Source organism: Streptomyces oceani (assembly GCF_001751245.1).
Lineage (GTDB): Bacteria > Actinomycetota > Actinomycetes > Streptomycetales > Streptomycetaceae > Streptomyces > Streptomyces oceani.
The window spans coordinates 1-16,700 of sequence record NZ_LJGU01000120.1 but is presented as its reverse complement, the minus strand read 5'-3'; the positions used below and the strand labels follow the sequence as shown (position 1 = coordinate 16,700).

Genomic DNA, 16,700 nt, shown 5'->3' with positions numbered 1-16,700 from the left:
TGTTCCTCCCCCTACGGACACGGGTGCTCAGGTCAGTTCCTCCGCCAACAGGTCCATCAGCAGCCCGTCCTGCCAACCACCGTCCGGCCCGCGCTCGTACCGCCGCATGATCCCCACCTCGCGGAAGCCGACCTTGGCGTAGCAGCGGATCGCGGCGAGGTTGTCGGCCGCAGGGTCGATGGTCAGCCGATGGTGGCCGTGCTCGTCGATCAGGTGCCGGGCCAGGGTGCGTACGGCGTCGGTGCCGACCCCACGCCCGTGTACCGCCGGGTCCAGGAAGATGTCGATGCTCGCGTGCCGGTAGTCCGGCTCCTCCTGGGCGCTCCACTGGATCGCGCCGGCGACCACCCGGTCGTCACACTCGACCGCGTAGATGGTGACTTCGGGGTCCATCAGGTCCTCGGTCAACTCCGCGGTCAGGTCCCCGCGGCCCCGCCAGCGCGCGTACACCTCGGGGGTGGATCGGATCGCGACCAGCGCTGGTACGTCGTCCGCCGTCGCCGGGCGCAGGGTGGTCACCGCGCCGCGCAGTTTGGTTCGCATCGGACGATCATTGCGCATGGCGGGCGCCCGGGCCACCGGTTGGGTATGCCCGGATACGGTTCGGTCCGGCGGGGGAGGGGCCGGTTCGTCCCGCGGGCCGTGGGGCGCGGCCTCAGTGATCCGCGTGCACCTCGTTGAGCCGCGTCAGGAAGCCGCTCCAGGCTTTGTACCGCCGCTTCGGCTTCGTGCCGCACCCCTCCCCGGGCCGGTCTCCGATCGACCAGCCCCCGCCCGTACAACGAGCCCGTACGGGCGGGGTGTTCACGGAGTCGGGCGATCGGTCGAACGTGCGTGCCGGGCGCGCCCCGTCAGAAGATGCCCTGCCCCGGCACCAGGATGCCGTGCGGGTCGTACCGGTGCCGGGCGGCGACCAGCCGCGGCCAGGCGCGCCCGAAGTGGTCCCGCCAGTCCCGCTTGTCGAAGGGAACCGAGCCCACTGGATACTGCTTGCCACCGGCGTCCCGCACATCCTCGTACGCCGTGCGGTTGTGCTCCAGCATGCGCTTCACCGTGGCCTCGTCCTCCGGCGGAGTGCTGCGCAGCACCGCCAGCAGGTATGGCGCCGGGTCGTCCGGCGTCCGCAGCAACGGCGTGCGCAGCTGGTCCCGTTGGAGCGGATACAGCAGCACCACGCCTGGCCCGACCAGATCAGGGGTGAGGCTGGTCAGGAAGTCCTCGGCGAGTCGGGTCACGTGCTCGCCCGGCAGCAGCAGGTTGAGCCAGGGGTGCGCGTCGTACCACACCCCGGACTCCTTCTGCTCGGCGACGGACGCGGCCAGCCGGTCCAGGAAGGCGTAGTAGCCGAGGTTCGCGATCTCTTCGCCGCCGCGCTCGAAACGCAGCCCGCGCAACAGCGCCTCGTCGTCCGGCTCCGGGCCGACGGGCGGCCCGTAGGCGACGGCCTCCAACAGGTACGTCCGGAAGGCGCCGCTGTCGTCGGGCGCCACCTGCCCCTCCACGTACGCGAAGCGGCGCTCCTCCACCAGCCGCCGCTGGTCCGTCAGGAAGGTGTCCAGGTCGGCGTACGGCAGCAGGTAGTGCCGTACGGTCTCCGGCGCGCGCACGAGCCGCACGGTGGCGCCGACGATGATCGCGCACTGGCCGAGCCCGGCGCGTACGGCGTCGAACAGCTCCGGGTGCCGCCGCGTCGAACACCGCACCAGCTCGCCCGCACCGGTGACGACCCGCAGCTCGGTCACCGTGTCCACCTGGGCGCCGTGCTGGTGGGTCTGGCCGCCGATGCCGCCGACGGAGGCCGTGCCGCCGACGGACAGCTCCAGGTAGTCGGTGAACACCGGTGGGGTGAGGCCGTGTTCGAGCGTGGCCTTGGTGAGGGTGCTCCAGCGTACGCCCGCTCCGACGGTCACGGTGTCGCTGTCCGCGTCCACCGGGCCGATGTCCGCGAGCGGCGTCGTCTCGATGACCAGGCCGTGCTTGACCTGCGCCTGCCCCATCGTGGCGTGGCCCTGGCCGCGGGGTGCCACGGGAATGCCGTGCTTGCCGCAGAAGCGCACCATGGCCACCACGTCGTCGACCGAGCCGGGTCGCAGCACGGCGCGTGGCGTGCGGTGCACGATGTGCCCGTAGTCCTCGGCCGCGGCGGCACGGGACTCCTCGTCGGTCAGTAGCGTGCCGTCCAGTGGTGGCAGGTCCTCGAAGTCGCCGGCGAGCCCGCCCTTTCGGGTGTCCTCGGTGGCCCACGCCTGGGCTCCCGGGTGGAACCCGACCACCACGGCCGCCGAGGCCACGAGCCCCCGGAGGGTGTTGCGTCTGGTCGGCTGCGACATGGCGTCCTCCTGAAGTCGGTGCGCTACACAGGTTGTTGAATCGTATCGGCCGGGACGGTGCGGGTGGCGGAGCGTCAGTCGGCCCGAGCGGCGGAGTGTGTGTCGGCGGCCCGGCTCGCGCGCCGTGCCCGGAGCGCACGACTGGCTGGAACGCGTGTTCGCCGGGTCCCCACGCGTACTCGGAGGTTCTACTATCGGGTGTATTGCACGGTGTCACTACGGTGCCGGTTCGCCGCCGGTGGAGCACGGGTAGTTCGGCACGGCTGCCGGACGGTGGCGAACGTGACCAGCGCCGCGAGTCCGACCGGGGAGGCGGGGGATGCAGACGCTGCGCGCGGGGGATGCGGACGAGATCGGTGGATATCGACTGCTCGGGCGGCTCGGTGCCGGGGGCATGGGGCGGGTGTATCTGGCGCAGTCGCCACGCGGGCGGACCGTGGCGGTGAAGCTGGTACGTCCCGAGTTGGCCGAACTGCCCGAATTCCGAAGCCGGTTCGAGCAGGAGGTACGGGCCGCGCGGCGGGTCGGTGGCGAGTGGACCGCCCCGGTGCTGGACGCGGACACCTCGGCGGAACAGCCCTGGGTGGCCACCGGCTATATCCCGGGGCTGTCGCTGAACGAGGCGCTGGACTATCGGGAGCACTCGTTACCGGAGCGTACGGTCCGGATCCTGGCCAACCGGCTCACCCTCGCGCTGCGCGCCATACACGGCGCCGGCCTGATCCACCGGGACCTGAAGCCCTCAAACATCCTGGTCACCATCGACGGCCCCCGGGTGATCGACTTCGGGATCGCCCGCGCGGTGGAGACCCTCTCGGGCCGGCTGACCCGTACGGGAGCGGTGATCGGCTCGCCCGCGTTCATGTCGCCCGAACAGGTGCGGGGGCAGGCGCTGACGGCGGCCAGTGACGTGTTCTGCCTGGGCTCGCTGTTGGCCTTCGCCGCGGGCGGTGCGCCGTTCGGCGGGGAGGACACCAGCGGGCACGGCGTGATGTACCGCATCGCGCAGGAGGTGCCGGACCTGACGGAGGTGCCCGAGGGGCTGCGGGAGCTGATCGCGGCCTGCTTGGCCAAGTCGGCGGACGAACGGCCCTCGCTCAGCGAACTGCTGGAGCGTACGGCGGACCCCGACCCGGACGACCCGGACACAGGCTCGGAGGGTGGCGGTCAGCGGCGGAACGAGCCGTGGCTGCCCGGCGACCTGGTGGCACAACTGGGCCGGCACGCCGCCGCGTTGCTGGACGCCGAGGTGCCGGAGGCCGAGCCGGTCGCTCGGTCCGTGGCGGCCGCACCCGTACTACCGCCGCCGCCTTCGGAGCCACCATCCGTGGCGCCGCGAGTGGAGCAACCGCGGACCGAGCCGCCGCGTGTGGAGCGGCGACCCGAGGAGCCGGTACGAGGAGCCTGGCCGGAGCCGGGCGGGCATGTCGCCCTCTCCCCGGGCGAGTTCGGCCCGCCGGTCCCCCCGCGGCAGGCGGTTCCCGGACCCGGACCCGTACCCGGGCCCGTACCCGGGCCCGGACCTGGAACCGGACCCGAGCCGGATCCCGGGCCAGGGAACGGCACGGGCAGTGGTGGCTCCCGTAGGCCTCGTCGGCTGCTGCTGAGCACGCTCGCGGCCGGGCTCGTACTGGCCCTCGGGGCGGGTACGTACGGTGTGCTGCGGGTCGTCTCCGACGACGGCGGAAACAGCCCGTCGGACGGAGATCCCACCTCGGCTCCCAGCGTCAGCCCGGGCGGCGACGATCCGGCGAACGGCGGGAAACTGCCGGCGAAGATGGTCGGCGACTGGGAGAAGGACGTCGGGAAGGAGCAGAAGCTGACGATGACCCTGCGCGAGCGACCGGTCGGCTCGGTCGCCATGACGGTCGTGGGGGAGGGCCCGGGCCTGCGCTGCGAATGGGAGAACGTGCTGACCGGAGTCAAGGACGGCCAGGCGAGGTTCGCGGCCGGCAAGGTGACCGAGGCTGAGCCGGCCGGCGAGTGCGACGCGAACGTGGCCCCGGCCATGCGGCTGGACCTGCGGGGGAAGGACACGCTTCGGGTGCGGCCGCTGGACGACACGAGCGACGCCCAGGACCTGCTGCGCCGGGTCGGGTGAACGACGGAACGGCCCTTGCTCAGGCGACTCGGCAGCCAGGGCCGGGCGTTGGCCAACCTCGGCACTATGGACCGCGAGGAAGAAGGCGGAGTGACCCCCTCCGAGGTCGAGTGACGTCTCTTCACCGCATGCCGCTGGGGCCCGAAGGTCCGCGGTGGGGCAGTCGTGTCAGACCCACCGGGTAGCTTGCCCGGTCATGGATGTTCACGGCAAGAAAACCGTACTGACCGGCAGCTTCCGGGCAGGTTCCCGCAGTGAGATCAAGCGGCGGTTGGAAGCGTTGGGCGGCAAGGTGACCGGATCGCTGTCCACCGCCACGGACCTGGTGTTCGCCGGACACGGAGCGGGCGAGAAGAAGCGGGACGCGGAGCGGATCGGGACGGCGTTGTTGACCGAAGAGGATCTCTACGAGGTGCTGCTGCGCGGTGAGCAGAAGGCTGCCGCCCCTGCCGTGCACCGGGCTGGTTCCTTCGTCGACCACGACGCGCTGACTGTCGGCCGTGACGACCCGGCAGCTCTGCTCGACCTGCTGGCGAAAGCCGACTGGGCGGAGTTCGTACCGGAGCGGGATCTGCCGCTGCTGCGCGAGTGCTTGACCGCATGCGAAGCGGTGCACGGTATCGGGGAGGCGCACCGGCTGGCCACCGAGCGGATACGGGACCGGGGCGCGCGACTGCGCCACCCGTACCCTCGCGGTGGTGAGCAACTGGACTTCGGGCTCAGTCCCTGCGGGCGCTACCTGGCCATCGGGCGCTGGGTTCCAGCAGACGAATACGACGGGGTGGGCCCGTTGCAGGTCTGGGAGCTGAGCACCGGACGTTGCGTTAACGCACTGGAGCACATCCCCGGCGGGGTTGGCTGGCCGGGAATCCGGGACACCATCCAGTGGTCAGCGGACGGCACCCGGGTGGCACTCGCCTTCCGGACCAACTCCGTCGGCTTGTGGGACCCGTTCGGTCGGCGCATGAACCCGTTCGGCACCGCGGACGTGACGAACGGGCTGGACCGTGCACCCGACTTCGCGTTCGCTCCCCACGACAGGCGGGCCTACGTGTCCATGGGCAGCCAGCATCAGGTCATGGGATGCGTCGCGGAACTCGACCAAGGCAGGATCTTCCACGTCAACGGCTACGGCCGCCACGACGTGGGGGTGAAGCCGGAGATGCTTTCCGAGCCGCTGCCCCAGGACATCCGGCGGCGACTCGGCGAGGACGAATGGACCTTCCGGCGGGTGCGCTGGTCACCCGACGGCACCCGGCTGCTCGGCCACAACGGTCCATGGGCGTGCGCCGTCGATATGCCGGGTGGGCGGATGCGCTGGCTCGCCCGGACCGACGGCCCCGTCGTGTGGAGTCCGGACGGACGGTTCGCCGCCTCCATCACACCGGACTCGTCGGTCGATGAACGGCGCCGGTTGATCATCCTTGACGCCGACACGGGAGAGCAGGTCGCCGAACCCGCGGCACAGGTCCCGGGCGCGCTGCATTGGGGCATGCACGGTGGCGCGGCGCGACTGGCCGTTGTGGCGGAAGACAGTCGTGGTGTCGACATCTACCAGGAGGACGGCCGCCACCAGTACCACCTGGACATCACGGCGACCCAGCGGATCGGCGACCATCACTTCGATGGGCTGCAACGGCCCTGGGCTTGGGAACCGCAGGGCGGTTCCGGTGCCTGCCTGACCGTCGACGGACGGGTCGAGGTGTGGACCCTGAACGACGAGCCAAGCCGTCTGAGGTCACTGGAAGTGCCCGAAGGTACCGAGGGACTGGTCTGGGGCGCGGACGGGGTGCTGGCCGCGATCGGCAGCAACACCCTGCGCTTCATCCGGGCCAGGACCTCAGAAGTGCTCGGCGACTTCGTGTTCGGCGACGCGGAGGAGGAGAAGACCGGCCAGGTGGTGGACGGGGAAGGGCTCACGGACGTGTTCAGCATGGACGCGTTTCCACTGGACGCGTCGACCTGGTGCGCTCTGGCGAAGCCGGCCGCGGGCCCGGGCGCGAGCCTGGTGATAGCCGCCGAGGAGCGCCGCACCGACCTCGACGCGGTGCTCGCCTGGACGGTGGACCAGCGATTCGCCTGGCCGGTGCGATGGGGCGGCGAACACGCCCTCAGCCTCGTCACGGACATCGGGGAGGCGGCCGCGGCACTGCGTCACTGACGCTGCCCGCTGCTGATCAGCTGATCAGCAGGGCCCCGGCGGCCAGCGTGACCTCGATGCCGAGGACGGCGGGAAGCGTAACGGTCTCGCCCGGCTTGTAGTCGGAGCGAGTGCGGTACGTGCCGTCGTGCGGGTCGGAGTAGACGATGACCCGTTCGTGCTGGCGGTCACCGATCACGTAACCCGGGACGCCCGCCTCGGCATAGGCGCGCGGTTTCCGATCCAGGTCCTCGCGCCAGTTGGAGGAGGTGATCTCCACGATCAGCCGGAAGGGCGCGGGGTCATAGCACTTGTACCGCACCTCGTGTTCGCGGTAGTCGGCGTCGACGACGGCGAGATCGGGCACGGCGTGGTCGTCGTCCCCGGTCGGGAGCCAGAGCCCGAGGTTCTGAATGACCCGGGTCTCGCCGCGATGCAGCTTCGCTGCCATCAGTGGTTCCATGAGTGCGGTGAGGGACTCGCCATGTGGTCCGTCGGGTCCTGGGGTCACGATGAGCTGCCCTCCGAGAACCTCCACCGTGCTGCCGGGCATGGCCTGCGCGGCGGCATCCGCCAGGTCCATGAGTCTCGTCCCCGTTTCCTCGGTCGCGGCAGAGCGCGGGCGTTCGGGCGCAATAGTCATGTCGTCGCTCCTACTCGCTGCCTCGTGGGACATCGGCCTCACCTGGATCGTAGGGCTGGGTCAGCAAGCATACTGCCGGTCGAACTGGCATAGGTCGGTGCAAACCAGACAGGGAGGGCTGGCATATCAACCTATCGAGTGAGCGTGCGTCCGGAGTCCTCACGACCGCGACAGCGGGATCGGGACAGTTGACCCTGCGAAGGCGTCTCGAAGTGGTACGACAACTCCGCGGGGTGCCCCGTCCAGCCCCGGGGCACGGTCAGAGCTGTTCCGGCGCCCGGATGCCGAGCAGCTCCATGCCCTGCCGCAGGGTACGGCCGGTCAGTTCGCTCAGCAGCAGCCGGTTCTCCACCTGTGCCGTGCCGCCCTCGGCCTTCAGCACCGGGCACTGGTCGTAGAAGGTGGTGAACAGCGACGCCAGTTGGTAGAGGTACGCCGTCAGCTTGTGCGGTTCGTACGCCTGGGCCGCCTGCGCGAGCGTGTCCCCGAACTCGTCCAGGTGCAGTGCCAACGCCCGCTCCGCCGGGGCCAGTTCCAACTCCGGGTGCGCCACCGGCCGCGGCTCGTCGCCCGCCTTGCGCAGGATGGACCGAGTGCGGGCGTGGGCGTACTGGAGATAGACGCTGGTGTCGCCGTTCAGCGAGACCATCCGGTCCAGGTCGAAGACGTAGTCCCGGGTCATGGCGTTCGACAGGTCGGCGTACTTGATGGCGCCGATGCCGACCTCCGCCGCCCGCTCCCGGATCTCCGGCTCGCTCAGGCCCAGACCCGCGCTCTTCTCCCGTACGACCGCTCCGGCCCGCTCCACCGCCTCGTCGATCAGGTCGACCAGCCGCACGGTCTCGCCCTCCCGGGTCTTGAACGGCTTGCCGTCCTTGCCCAGCACGGTGCCGAACGGCAGCTGTCGGGCCGCGCCCTCGGGCAGCCAGCCCGCGCGCTGAGCGGTCTCGAAGACCATCCGGAAGTGCAGCGCCTGCCGAGCGTCGACGACGTACAGCAGAGTGTCCGCGTGCAGCGTGCCGATCCGGTCGCGGATGGCGGCCAGGTCGGTCGCGGCGTAGCCGAAACCGCCGTTGGACTTCTGCACGATCAGCGGGCTCGGGGTGCCGTCCGGACCCTTCACGTCGTCGAAGAAGACGCACAGCGCGCCCTCCGAGCGGACCGCGACACCGGACTCCTCGAGATCCCGCACGACGTCGTGGAGCGCGTCGTTGTAGGCGCTCTCGCCGAGGATGTCGCGGTCGAGGATCTCCACGTCCAGCCGCTCGTAGACATCCTGGAAGTAGATCTTCGACTCGTCGACGATCCGGTGCCAGAGCCGCAGTGTCTCCGGCTCGCCGGCCTGCAGCTCCACCACCCGGTCGCGGGCCCGCGACTTGAAGTCCTCGTCGGCCTCGAAGGCCGCCCGGGACGCTTTGTACAGCCGGTTCAGCCGCGCCATGGCGGCCTCCCCGGCGTCCTCACCGTCACCCTCGCGGTCGCCGGCGCTGTGGCCCGCGCCGTCTGAGGCGTGGTCCAACTCGTGCGGGTGCTCGATCAGATACTGGATGAGCATGCCGAACTGGGTGCCCCAGTCGCCGATGTGGTGCCGCCGGACCACCGTCTCGCCCCGGTGCTCCAGGATCTGCACCAGCGCGTCACCGATGACCGTCGAGCGCAGGTGGCCGACGTGCATCTCCTTGGCGACGTTCGGCTGGGAGTAGTCGATGACCGTGCGGCCCGGACTTTCGGCGTACGGCACCCCCAGCCGCTCGTCCGTCGCGCGGGCTGCGAGCTGGCGGGTCAGCGCGGAGTCCGCGACGGTGATGTTGAGGAAGCCGGGACCGGACACCTCCAACTCCTGGATCTCCTCGCCGGCGGGCAGCGCCGCCACCACCTTCGACGCCAGTTCCCGCGGGTTGCCGCCCAGCCGCTTGGCGAGCGCCAGCATGCCGTTCGCCTGGAAGTCGGCCCGGTCGCTTCGACGCAGCATCGGGTCCGCGGTGGACGCCTCCGGCACGGCGGCCGAGAGGGCGTCCAGCAGGTGCTGCTGGACCGTAGCGGCGAGGGAGGGGACCGAGGCCATGGATCGCTAACCGTTTCGTCGGAGTTCGGGGGCGTCCGCTTCGGGAAGCTCCGCGCGGACGCGGCCAGTATCCCACGCACCGCAAACCCGATTTCGGATGGGACAATGGGCGCGCGGCCCCGGATACCGCCCCCTTCCCTCGCGTCGAGTCGCTTCGGGTCACTCTCGATGAGCGCCGCGACCTGGTACGACGGTTCTCCCGCGGGCCGGCCAGGGATGCTCCCGGCGGAGACGGACGGCTCCCGGGGCGTGCGGGACCGGCGGAGCCGGTGACCGTACCCACACACGGACAGTGCACAACACACACGAAGGAAGTAACGGACGTGGCACAGACCACCCCTGAGGCCGACTGGGTCTCCCGTATCGCCGATGACGTCATCGCCGAGGCGGAGCGTCGTGCCCCGGGGAAACCTGTGGTGTGCGCGTCCGGAATCAGCCCCTCCGGGCCGATTCACCTGGGCAACCTGCGCGAGGTGATGGTTCCGCATCTGGTCGCGGACGAGATCAAGCGGCGCGGTGTGCCCTGCGAGCACCTCATCTCCTGGGACGACTACGACCGTTTCCGCAAGGTGCCCGCCGGCGTCGAGGGCGTGGACGAGAGCTGGGCCGAGCACATCGGCAAGCCGCTGACCTCCGTGCCGGCGCCGCACGGCAGCCCGTACCCGGACTGGGCCACGCACTTCAAGGCCGCGCTGGAGTCCTCGCTGGCCGAGCTGGGCGTGGAGTACCGGGGCATCAGCCAGACGGAGATGTACACCTCCGGGGCGTACGTCGAGCAGGTCCTCTTCGCGATGCGCGAGCGGGCCCGGATCGACGCCGTGCTGGAGCGCTACCGCACGCTGGACAAGGACGGCGGTCAGCGGCCGAAGCCACAGCAGAAGCAGCAGAAGCAGCAGAAGGAGCCGGACGAGGCCGAGCTTGAGGCCGCCGAGGGCTCCGGCGCCGCGGCGGAGGACGACGGCGCGGGCGCGAGCGGCGGTGTGTACTACCCGTACAAGCCCTACTGCTCGGTCTGCGGGCGCGACCTCACCACCGTCACCGACTACGACGACGACAGCACCCGGCTGACCTACGCCTGCCAGTGCGGCCACGGCGAGACGGTGCAGCTCAGCGAGTACCGTGCCGGCAAGCTGGTGTGGAAGGTCGACTGGCCGATGCGCTGGGCGTACGAGGGCATGACCTTCGAGCCGAGCGGCGTGGACCACCAGTCGCCCGGCTCCTCGTTCGTCGTCGGTGGCCAGCTGGTGCGGGAGATCTTCGGCGGCACCCAGCCGATCGGACCGATGTACGCCTTCGTGGGGATCAGCGGCATGGCGAAGATGTCCAGCTCGCGCGGTGGCGTACCGACGCCGGCCGAGGCGTTGGAGATCATGGAGGCGCCGCTGCTGCGCTGGCTCTACGCCCGTCGGAAGCCGAACCAGTCCTTCAAGATCGCCTTCGACCAGGAGATCCAGCGCACCTACGACGAGTGGGACGCCCTCGGCCGGAAGATCGCCGACGGTTCCGCGCAGCCCGCCGACCGCGCTGTGCACACCCGAGCCTCCAGCACCGCCGCCGGCCCGCTGCCGACCACGCCACGCCCGCTGCCGTTCCGTACGCTGGCGTCCGTCGTCGACATCACCGCCGGCGCCGAGGAGCAGACGCTGCGGATCATCGGTGAACTGGACCCGTCCGACCCGGTCCGCTCGCTGGACGAGGTACGTCCCCGGCTGGACCGCGCCGAGCGCTGGATCACCACCCAGGTGCCGCCGGAGCAGCGCACCCGGGTGCGGGAGTCTCCGGACGTGGAGCTGCTGGACTCGCTGGACGAGGAGCAACGGGCCGCGCTGGGTGACCTGTTGGCCGGGCTGGACGCCAACTGGTCGCTGGACGGGCTGACCTCGCTGGTTTACGGCGTACCGAAGGTGCGGGCCGGGCTGGCGCCGGACGCCAAGCCGACCCCGGAACTCAAGGTGGCGCAGCGGGCGTTCTTCGCGCTGCTCTACCGGCTGCTGGTCGGTCGGGAGACCGGCCCGCGACTGCCCACGCTGCTGCTCGCGGTCGGCTCGGACCGGGTGCGCAAGCTGTTGGGCGGCTGAACCGGGACACGGTCAGCCACCGTAGAGTGTCGCGGGCACTCCGTGTCGGTATCCAGTCGTTTGGAGTGCAATGTCCGAGACAGTGAAACTCAGCAAAATCAGGGGTACGCAGCTCTAAAACCCCTGGTCGCACCCCGTGCTCCCCGCGCACGCGGGGTTGGCCCCTGTTCCACCTGCTGTCGGGTGATCTCCTGCGGGTGCTCCCCGCGCACGCGGGGTTGGCCCCCCTCCGGGCGGAAGGCATTGCCGAAGCTCGACGTGCTCCCCGCGCACGCGGGGTTGGCCCCCCCGATTTTCTGGCCCGTCCAACCGCCCCAGCGGTGCTCCCCGCGCACGCGGGGTTGGCCCCGGGCTGCTGTACCAGTCGTTCGTCGGCTACCTGTGCTCCCCGCGCACGCGGGGTTGGCCCTTCAGCCGGACTGCCACCGGTGATCACTTCCACCAAACCCTGAGGGCCGGGATTCCTGACTAGATCACGTTGAACATTGCCAGTCACTAAGTCGTCCGATGAGCCAGACGAACGCCTGCGTCTGGCCGGCGAGCACGCAGGTGCCCGCTATCACGCTCTCAAGCAGGCTCCCCACGTCCCGTGAGCACAGCGCGGCTGTTGCCGCATCGTCGACCAGGCGAAGCGAACAGGCAGGCGTCGTGGCGGTGTCGTCGGGTTCTCGGCTGACTCCGTGTTCGTTGATCCGAACTGCAAGATACTCTTCCCCTCCTGGCAGTATGATCGTGACCGTGAGATGCGGCGCCGGTGTGGGAAGGTTGGCCACCACGGATTCCAGATAGGTCGCAAACGCGTCCGCCCAGTTGGCCACGTCGCATCGTGTGGACTCCTCGTCTCTTTCCTCTCGCAGGTCCATGTCATCCCCCGACAGGGGAACTGTCGCGGCTTCCGCATCGGCGTCGATCAGGGCCTGCAAGGTCTCGTCGACGTCCGCTCGGGTATGGGCGGCCGAGCAGATGAACCTCAGGCGGCCTCGCCCGCGCTCGACGATCGGGTAGGTCACGGCAGCGGCATGGACGCCTCGCCGGAAAAGCCCTCGGGCTATCGCATGCAGTTTCTCGCCGTCGGAGAAGAAGGGGGTGATGATAAGCCCGTCCCCGGTGCCGAGTTCGTAGCCGGCGTTCGAGAAGCGCTTCCTCATGTAGTGCGCGGTATCCCACAGTCTGGCACGCAGCGCGTCGCCCGCGGCGACCCTGCGCAGGGCGGCGAGGGCCGCCGCCACGTCGGCAGGTGAGATGTTCGCCTGGAAGACGTACGACCTCGCCGACGCCCTCAGCAAGGCGATGTGCTGCTCCTGGGCGGCGACCACACCGCCGATGCTCCCGAGTGCCTTGCTCAGGGTCGTGAGAACGAAGTCGACTTGCTCGGTGACGTCTTCCGCGGCGCACAGTCCGGCACCCCGCACTCCGTAGAGCCCGAACGAGTGGGCCTCGTCTACCAGGACGAGGGCGCCGGAGTCCTTCGCGGCGGACACGATCTCCCGCAGCGGCGCCGTCCCCTCGCCCATGCTGTACACACTCTCGAGTACCACCAGCGTCGTACGGTAGGGCGAGGACTCCGCTTCGAGGACCGCCCGCAGGTCGGCCGCGTCGTTGTGCCGGAAGGTGCGTACCCTCGCGCCGCTCAGGCGGGCCCCGTCCACCAGGGAGGCGTGGCAGAGCTGGTCCATGACCACGACGTCCTGATCCCCCACGATTCCGGCGACGGCTCCGAGGCTCGCCGTGAACCCGGTGGGGAACAGGCAGGCGGCCGGCTTGCCCACCATGGCGGCGAATTCCTGCTCGAACTCCGTGTGGAGGCCGGTCTGCCCGGAGCCCGCCGCCGATATCCCCATCCCGGTACCGAACCGGCCCAGCGCGCTGCGTGCCTCCTCGATGACCTCCTCGTCGCGGTTGAGTCCGAGGTAGAGATTGGTGGTCCAGATGAGCGCCTCGTGCTCCTCGCCCGTACCCGGGTCGGCGACGACGCCCCGCTCGGCGCTTCCGGTGCGGACGACCTTTCCGTACGGGTCCAGCCCCGAGCGTGTCAGGAGGCTCCGGAAATGCTGTACGAGCGCGCCCCGATCGGTCGCGGACCAGGCCGGCGCCTTGGCGGCGAAGGCCGGCGGGTGCCCGGACCGGACCTGGTCCTGGAACACACCGAGCCGATCCGCGGCCCCGACGCCCTGCGGGCGCCCGCGTACCTCGCCACCGGAAGCACGCCCCAGCACCGCCAGCAGTCCGTCGACGGCCTCCTCGGGAGTCATCTGCTCCACCAGGGTCGATGAAGGCAGGTCAGTGTCCAGCACTCGCGACAGGCGCACCGTGAGCTCCGTGGTGTCCAGCGAATCGAACCCCAGCGCGGCCAGCGGCTCGTCCGGCCGGACCGCATCGGGGCCGGGGGCGCCGAGGAGCAGCGCCGCCTCCTGCCTCACCATGGCGAGTAGCACCGAGCGCCGCTGCTCGTGCGGCGAGGGCAGCGCGCCGGCTCCGGTCCGCGAGGCGGCAGGGCCGTCACCGGCCGCCTTCGCTTCGGGAGTCGCCTCGTCGCCGTGGTGCGCGGGGGCGGGGAGCCGAAGCCGGTCGACCTTGCCGTTGGGCAGTTTCGGCATCTCGGCCGGCAGCATGACGTGGTGCGGGATCATGTACTTCGGCAGGCGGTCGGCCAGCCAGGAGCGCACGGTCGACGCGGTCACCGACTCCTGCCGGCTCACCGCGTACGCCGTCAGGAGGCTCTTGCCTTCGCCTGGGGTGGCAACGACCGCAGCCTCGTCCACTCCGGGCATCGAGGCCAGTATGTCCTCGATCTCGTCGAGTTCGATCCGGTAACCCCGGACCTTGACCTGCCGGTCGGCGCGGCCGAGGAACTCGAGCTCCCCTGTTTCCGTCCACCGACACAGGTCGCCGGTCCGATAGATCCGCTGCTCCGGGATCGGGCCGTCCGGCGCGAGGGTCGGGAAGCTCTGCCGGGTGCGCTCGTCGTCATGGAGATACCCCCTGGCCAGCTGGTCGCCGGCGAGAGCCAGTTCCCCCGCGGTGCCGGCCGACACCGGATGCAGGGACTCGTCCAGCACGTACGCCCGCGCGTCCCGGACCGGGCTGCCGATGGTGATCGGTCCGCTTCCCGCTTCGACGGCGGTGACGAACACGGTGGCCTCGGTCGGGCCGTAGACGTTCACGACCCGCGGCGCACAGGGATCAGCGTGCAACCGCTCCGTCAGAGAACGGGACAAGACCTCACCACCCAGCACCACGCACCGTAACCCGCTGGGCAGCGGCCCGGTCGCGAGCAGCGCCTTCATCGCGGACGGCACCATGATGGCCGTGCGTACGCGGTGCGCCGCGGGCAGCTCGCGCAGGGCGAGTACGTTCTCGGACAGGACGACCGTGCCGCCGAGAACGAGTGTCCCCAGAATCTCCATCACCGAGGGGTCGAAGCAGACCGAAGCCGCGGCCAAGACGCCCGCGAGGTCCTCGTCGCCCAGCAGCCGGCGCATCGAGGCGGTCATCGCCGCCACGCTGCGGTGCTGTATCGCCACACCCTTGGGCTTCCCGGTCGACCCCGAGGTGTAGATGACGTACGCGAGATCACCGGCCGAGCAGGCCGCCGGCGATACCGCCGGGCGGTCGGGGACCGCGTCGAGGCGCACGCGATCGGGAGCCGCCGAGCACAGCGCCGCCGTACCGGCGTCGACGACCACCGACGCCGCCCGGGAGTGCTCGATCATGTAGCGCACCCGTTCGTCCGGGTAGGCGGGGTCTATGGGTACATAGGCGCAGCCTGCCCGCAGTACTCCTAGCAGGGTCGCGACCAACTCCCACGTCCGGCCAAGGCACACGCCGACGAGCGCCCCCGGCGCCACGCCCCGTGCCGCCAGCTCCCCGGCGATCACCTCCGCCCGGGCCCGCAGCCGCTCGTAGTCGATGTCGACCGCTCCGTCCACGACGGCGATCCGACCCCCCTGGCGCGCCGCCCGGGCCTCGAACATCCCCCAGACGGTCTCGTCCGGACCACCGCCCGCAGCGGGTGCGCCCGCGTCTCTGCGGTACGGAGCGTCCGCTCTCTCGCGCGCGGCCTCGTGTTCGGCGTGATGCATCTCCTGCTCCCGATAACTAGAGATCGTGATGCTTCCTCGAGCGTCCTGGAGAAGTGCCTTCGGCATTCTGCGTGGCTTGGATCTGCTGTGACAGCCGGCCCCAGGTGCCGTCAGCAGAACAGCGCCGATGACGGTTGTAAACCGTCTCCCCTGCTCCGAGGGTTCGGGCAGATGCCTCCGGGGAACGCCGGTCCGCGCCGGAAGAGGACCCCATGGATCACCCTCCGGGTGATCACTCCACCGCCCGCCATGCCGCCCAGCGGAAGGCAGCAAACGGCCACAGCCGCTCCCACTCCGCGTTCGATCTCCTCGACCAGCCCCGACAACCCGACACGGTTGCCTGGACCCGTCTCCGTATCAGCGTGCGATGCCGGCATCACGTCGGCACGGCCCGGTGGTGTTCAACCACGCCTGGGCGGCGAAGGCCGCAGCACACGAGAATGGCGTACCCGAGCCACCACTCTGATCGGGTTCGATGTCGAAGAACCAACCGCCCGCAAGCGCGTCAAGGTAAAGACCCCGTGCAAGCCGACCATGCGGCTCCATGATGAGGCTGTGGGATGGCGACGCAAGGGAAGAACGCGACGTGGTCCCGGTGTCGGCCGGTTGGTCGCGCTGGCTCAACCCGCGAGGCCCATCTCGGTGTTGTAGCGGTCCCGCAGTTCGTGCAGGTACGAGCGCAGGTAGGTCTCGCTGAGCAGGCTGCCGTCGGCGTCGGTGATGCCGTAGCCCTCGTGCAGCGCGCGGGAGAGCTGGCGGGCGCTGGGGAAGCTGGCCCGTACGGCGGCGTAGTCCCGGTAGGCGCGGAAGTACACCTCCTCGCGCGGCACGCCGTCCGGTATCCCCACGGGTTCGACGGAGTCCGGGTCGTTCGGCTCGTACGGGACCTCCGGCGCGGGCGGGATCTCGGGCTCCGGCGGGGCCTCAGGCTCGTACGCGACAGCCGGTTCGTACCGCCCGTAGTGGGCGGCTTCCGCGTCGGATGTCGCCGGCTGCTGGAGCTGCTGCGGCTCCAGGAACAGCTGCTGGTGTCCCTGCGACGCCTGCTCGAACTGCGGTGCCTGGCCCGGCCCTGGATCCTCTGGCCCTGTCTGCTCCGGCGTGCTGCCGCCCAGGGCGCGCACCCGGTTGGGGCCCACCGGCACGGTGACCCCGGACGACGGGGGTGCGGTCGGCACCTGGTCCGGCGCCGGCGCCTCGGGATGACCGTGCGCCCCGCCGCTGCCGTTCTCGCCGGCGTGCCGTGGCTGTGCGGCCGTCG

The 16,700-nt window shown here is 70.5% G+C and carries 8 protein-coding genes, 1 pseudogene and 1 CRISPR repeat array; of the genes and pseudogenes, 3 read left to right on the top strand and 6 right to left on the bottom strand.

Annotated elements, in window-relative coordinates:
• Positions 1–27: 27 nt before the first annotated feature.
• Together AN216_RS11720 and AN216_RS11715 are read right to left on the bottom strand one after the other, a co-directional pair.
• Positions 28–543, bottom strand: a complete 516-nt coding sequence (locus AN216_RS11720; protein WP_070196604.1) for a GNAT family N-acetyltransferase — start codon at positions 541–543, stop codon at positions 28–30.
• Between the two features lie 308 nt (positions 544–851).
• Positions 852–2,330, bottom strand: a complete 1,479-nt coding sequence (locus AN216_RS11715; RefSeq protein WP_070196603.1) for an FAD-binding protein — start codon at positions 2,328–2,330, stop codon at positions 852–854.
• A 319-nt stretch (positions 2,331–2,649) separates the two neighbouring features.
• On the opposite strand from AN216_RS11715, the gene AN216_RS11710 reads away from it, so the two are divergent.
• Both AN216_RS11710 and AN216_RS11705 read left to right on the top strand, forming a co-directional pair.
• A complete protein-coding gene (locus AN216_RS11710; RefSeq protein ID WP_070196602.1) occupies positions 2,650–4,431 on the top strand; it encodes a serine/threonine-protein kinase in 1,782 nt (593 codons plus the stop codon).
• Positions 4,432–4,627: 196 nt separating this feature from the next.
• A complete protein-coding gene (locus AN216_RS11705; RefSeq protein WP_070196601.1) occupies positions 4,628–6,592 on the top strand; it encodes a WD40 repeat domain-containing protein in 1,965 nt (654 codons plus the stop codon).
• A gap of 16 nt (positions 6,593–6,608) precedes the next feature.
• Here the strand turns inward: AN216_RS11705 and AN216_RS11700 are convergent, their stop codons facing one another.
• The gene (locus AN216_RS11700) at positions 6,609–7,214 is read right to left on the bottom strand and encodes a Uma2 family endonuclease (protein WP_070196600.1); all 606 of its coding nucleotides are present in this window, start codon (positions 7,212–7,214) and stop codon (positions 6,609–6,611) included.
• 259 nt (positions 7,215–7,473) lie between these two features.
• Positions 7,474–9,279 carry an arginine--tRNA ligase gene (gene argS / locus AN216_RS11695; protein ID WP_070196599.1) on the bottom strand — a complete coding sequence of 602 codons (1,806 nt, stop codon included), beginning with the start codon at positions 9,277–9,279 and terminating at the stop codon, positions 7,474–7,476.
• A gap of 323 nt (positions 9,280–9,602) precedes the next feature.
• On the opposite strand from argS, the gene lysS reads away from it, so the two are divergent.
• The gene (gene lysS, locus AN216_RS11690) at positions 9,603–11,357 is read left to right on the top strand and encodes a lysine--tRNA ligase (protein ID WP_070196598.1); all 1,755 of its coding nucleotides are present in this window, start codon (positions 9,603–9,605) and stop codon (positions 11,355–11,357) included.
• 136 nt (positions 11,358–11,493) lie between these two features.
• Positions 11,494–11,767: direct repeats of the CRISPR family, unit length 29 nt; unit sequence GTGCTCCCCGCGCACGCGGGGTTGGCCCC.
• Positions 11,768–11,830: 63 nt separating this feature from the next.
• Here the strand turns inward: lysS and AN216_RS11685 are convergent.
• Positions 11,831–15,505 (bottom strand): amino acid adenylation domain-containing protein, encoded by a 3,675-nt coding sequence (locus AN216_RS11685; RefSeq protein ID WP_244502426.1) that lies wholly within the window; start codon positions 15,503–15,505, stop codon positions 11,831–11,833.
• A 554-nt stretch (positions 15,506–16,059) separates the two neighbouring features.
• A pseudogene (locus tag AN216_RS29185) lies at positions 16,060–16,700 on the bottom strand (hypothetical protein); the annotation flags it as partial.

Coding starts and splice junctions, on each gene's coding strand:
- AN216_RS11705 (WP_070196601.1), top strand. CDS start 4,628: ATGGATGTTCACGGCAAGAAAACCGTACTGACCGGCAGCTTCCGGGCA.
- AN216_RS11720 (WP_070196604.1), bottom strand. CDS start 543: ATGCGAACCAAACTGCGCGGCGCGGTGACCACCCTGCGCCCGGCGACG.
- AN216_RS11700 (WP_070196600.1), bottom strand. CDS start 7,214: ATGACTATTGCGCCCGAACGCCCGCGCTCTGCCGCGACCGAGGAAACG.
- AN216_RS11710 (WP_070196602.1), top strand. CDS start 2,650: ATGCAGACGCTGCGCGCGGGGGATGCGGACGAGATCGGTGGATATCGA.
- AN216_RS11715 (WP_070196603.1), bottom strand. CDS start 2,330: ATGTCGCAGCCGACCAGACGCAACACCCTCCGGGGGCTCGTGGCCTCG.
- argS (WP_070196599.1), bottom strand. CDS start 9,279: ATGGCCTCGGTCCCCTCCCTCGCCGCTACGGTCCAGCAGCACCTGCTG.
- AN216_RS11685 (WP_244502426.1), bottom strand. CDS start 15,505: ATGCCGAAGGCACTTCTCCAGGACGCTCGAGGAAGCATCACGATCTCT.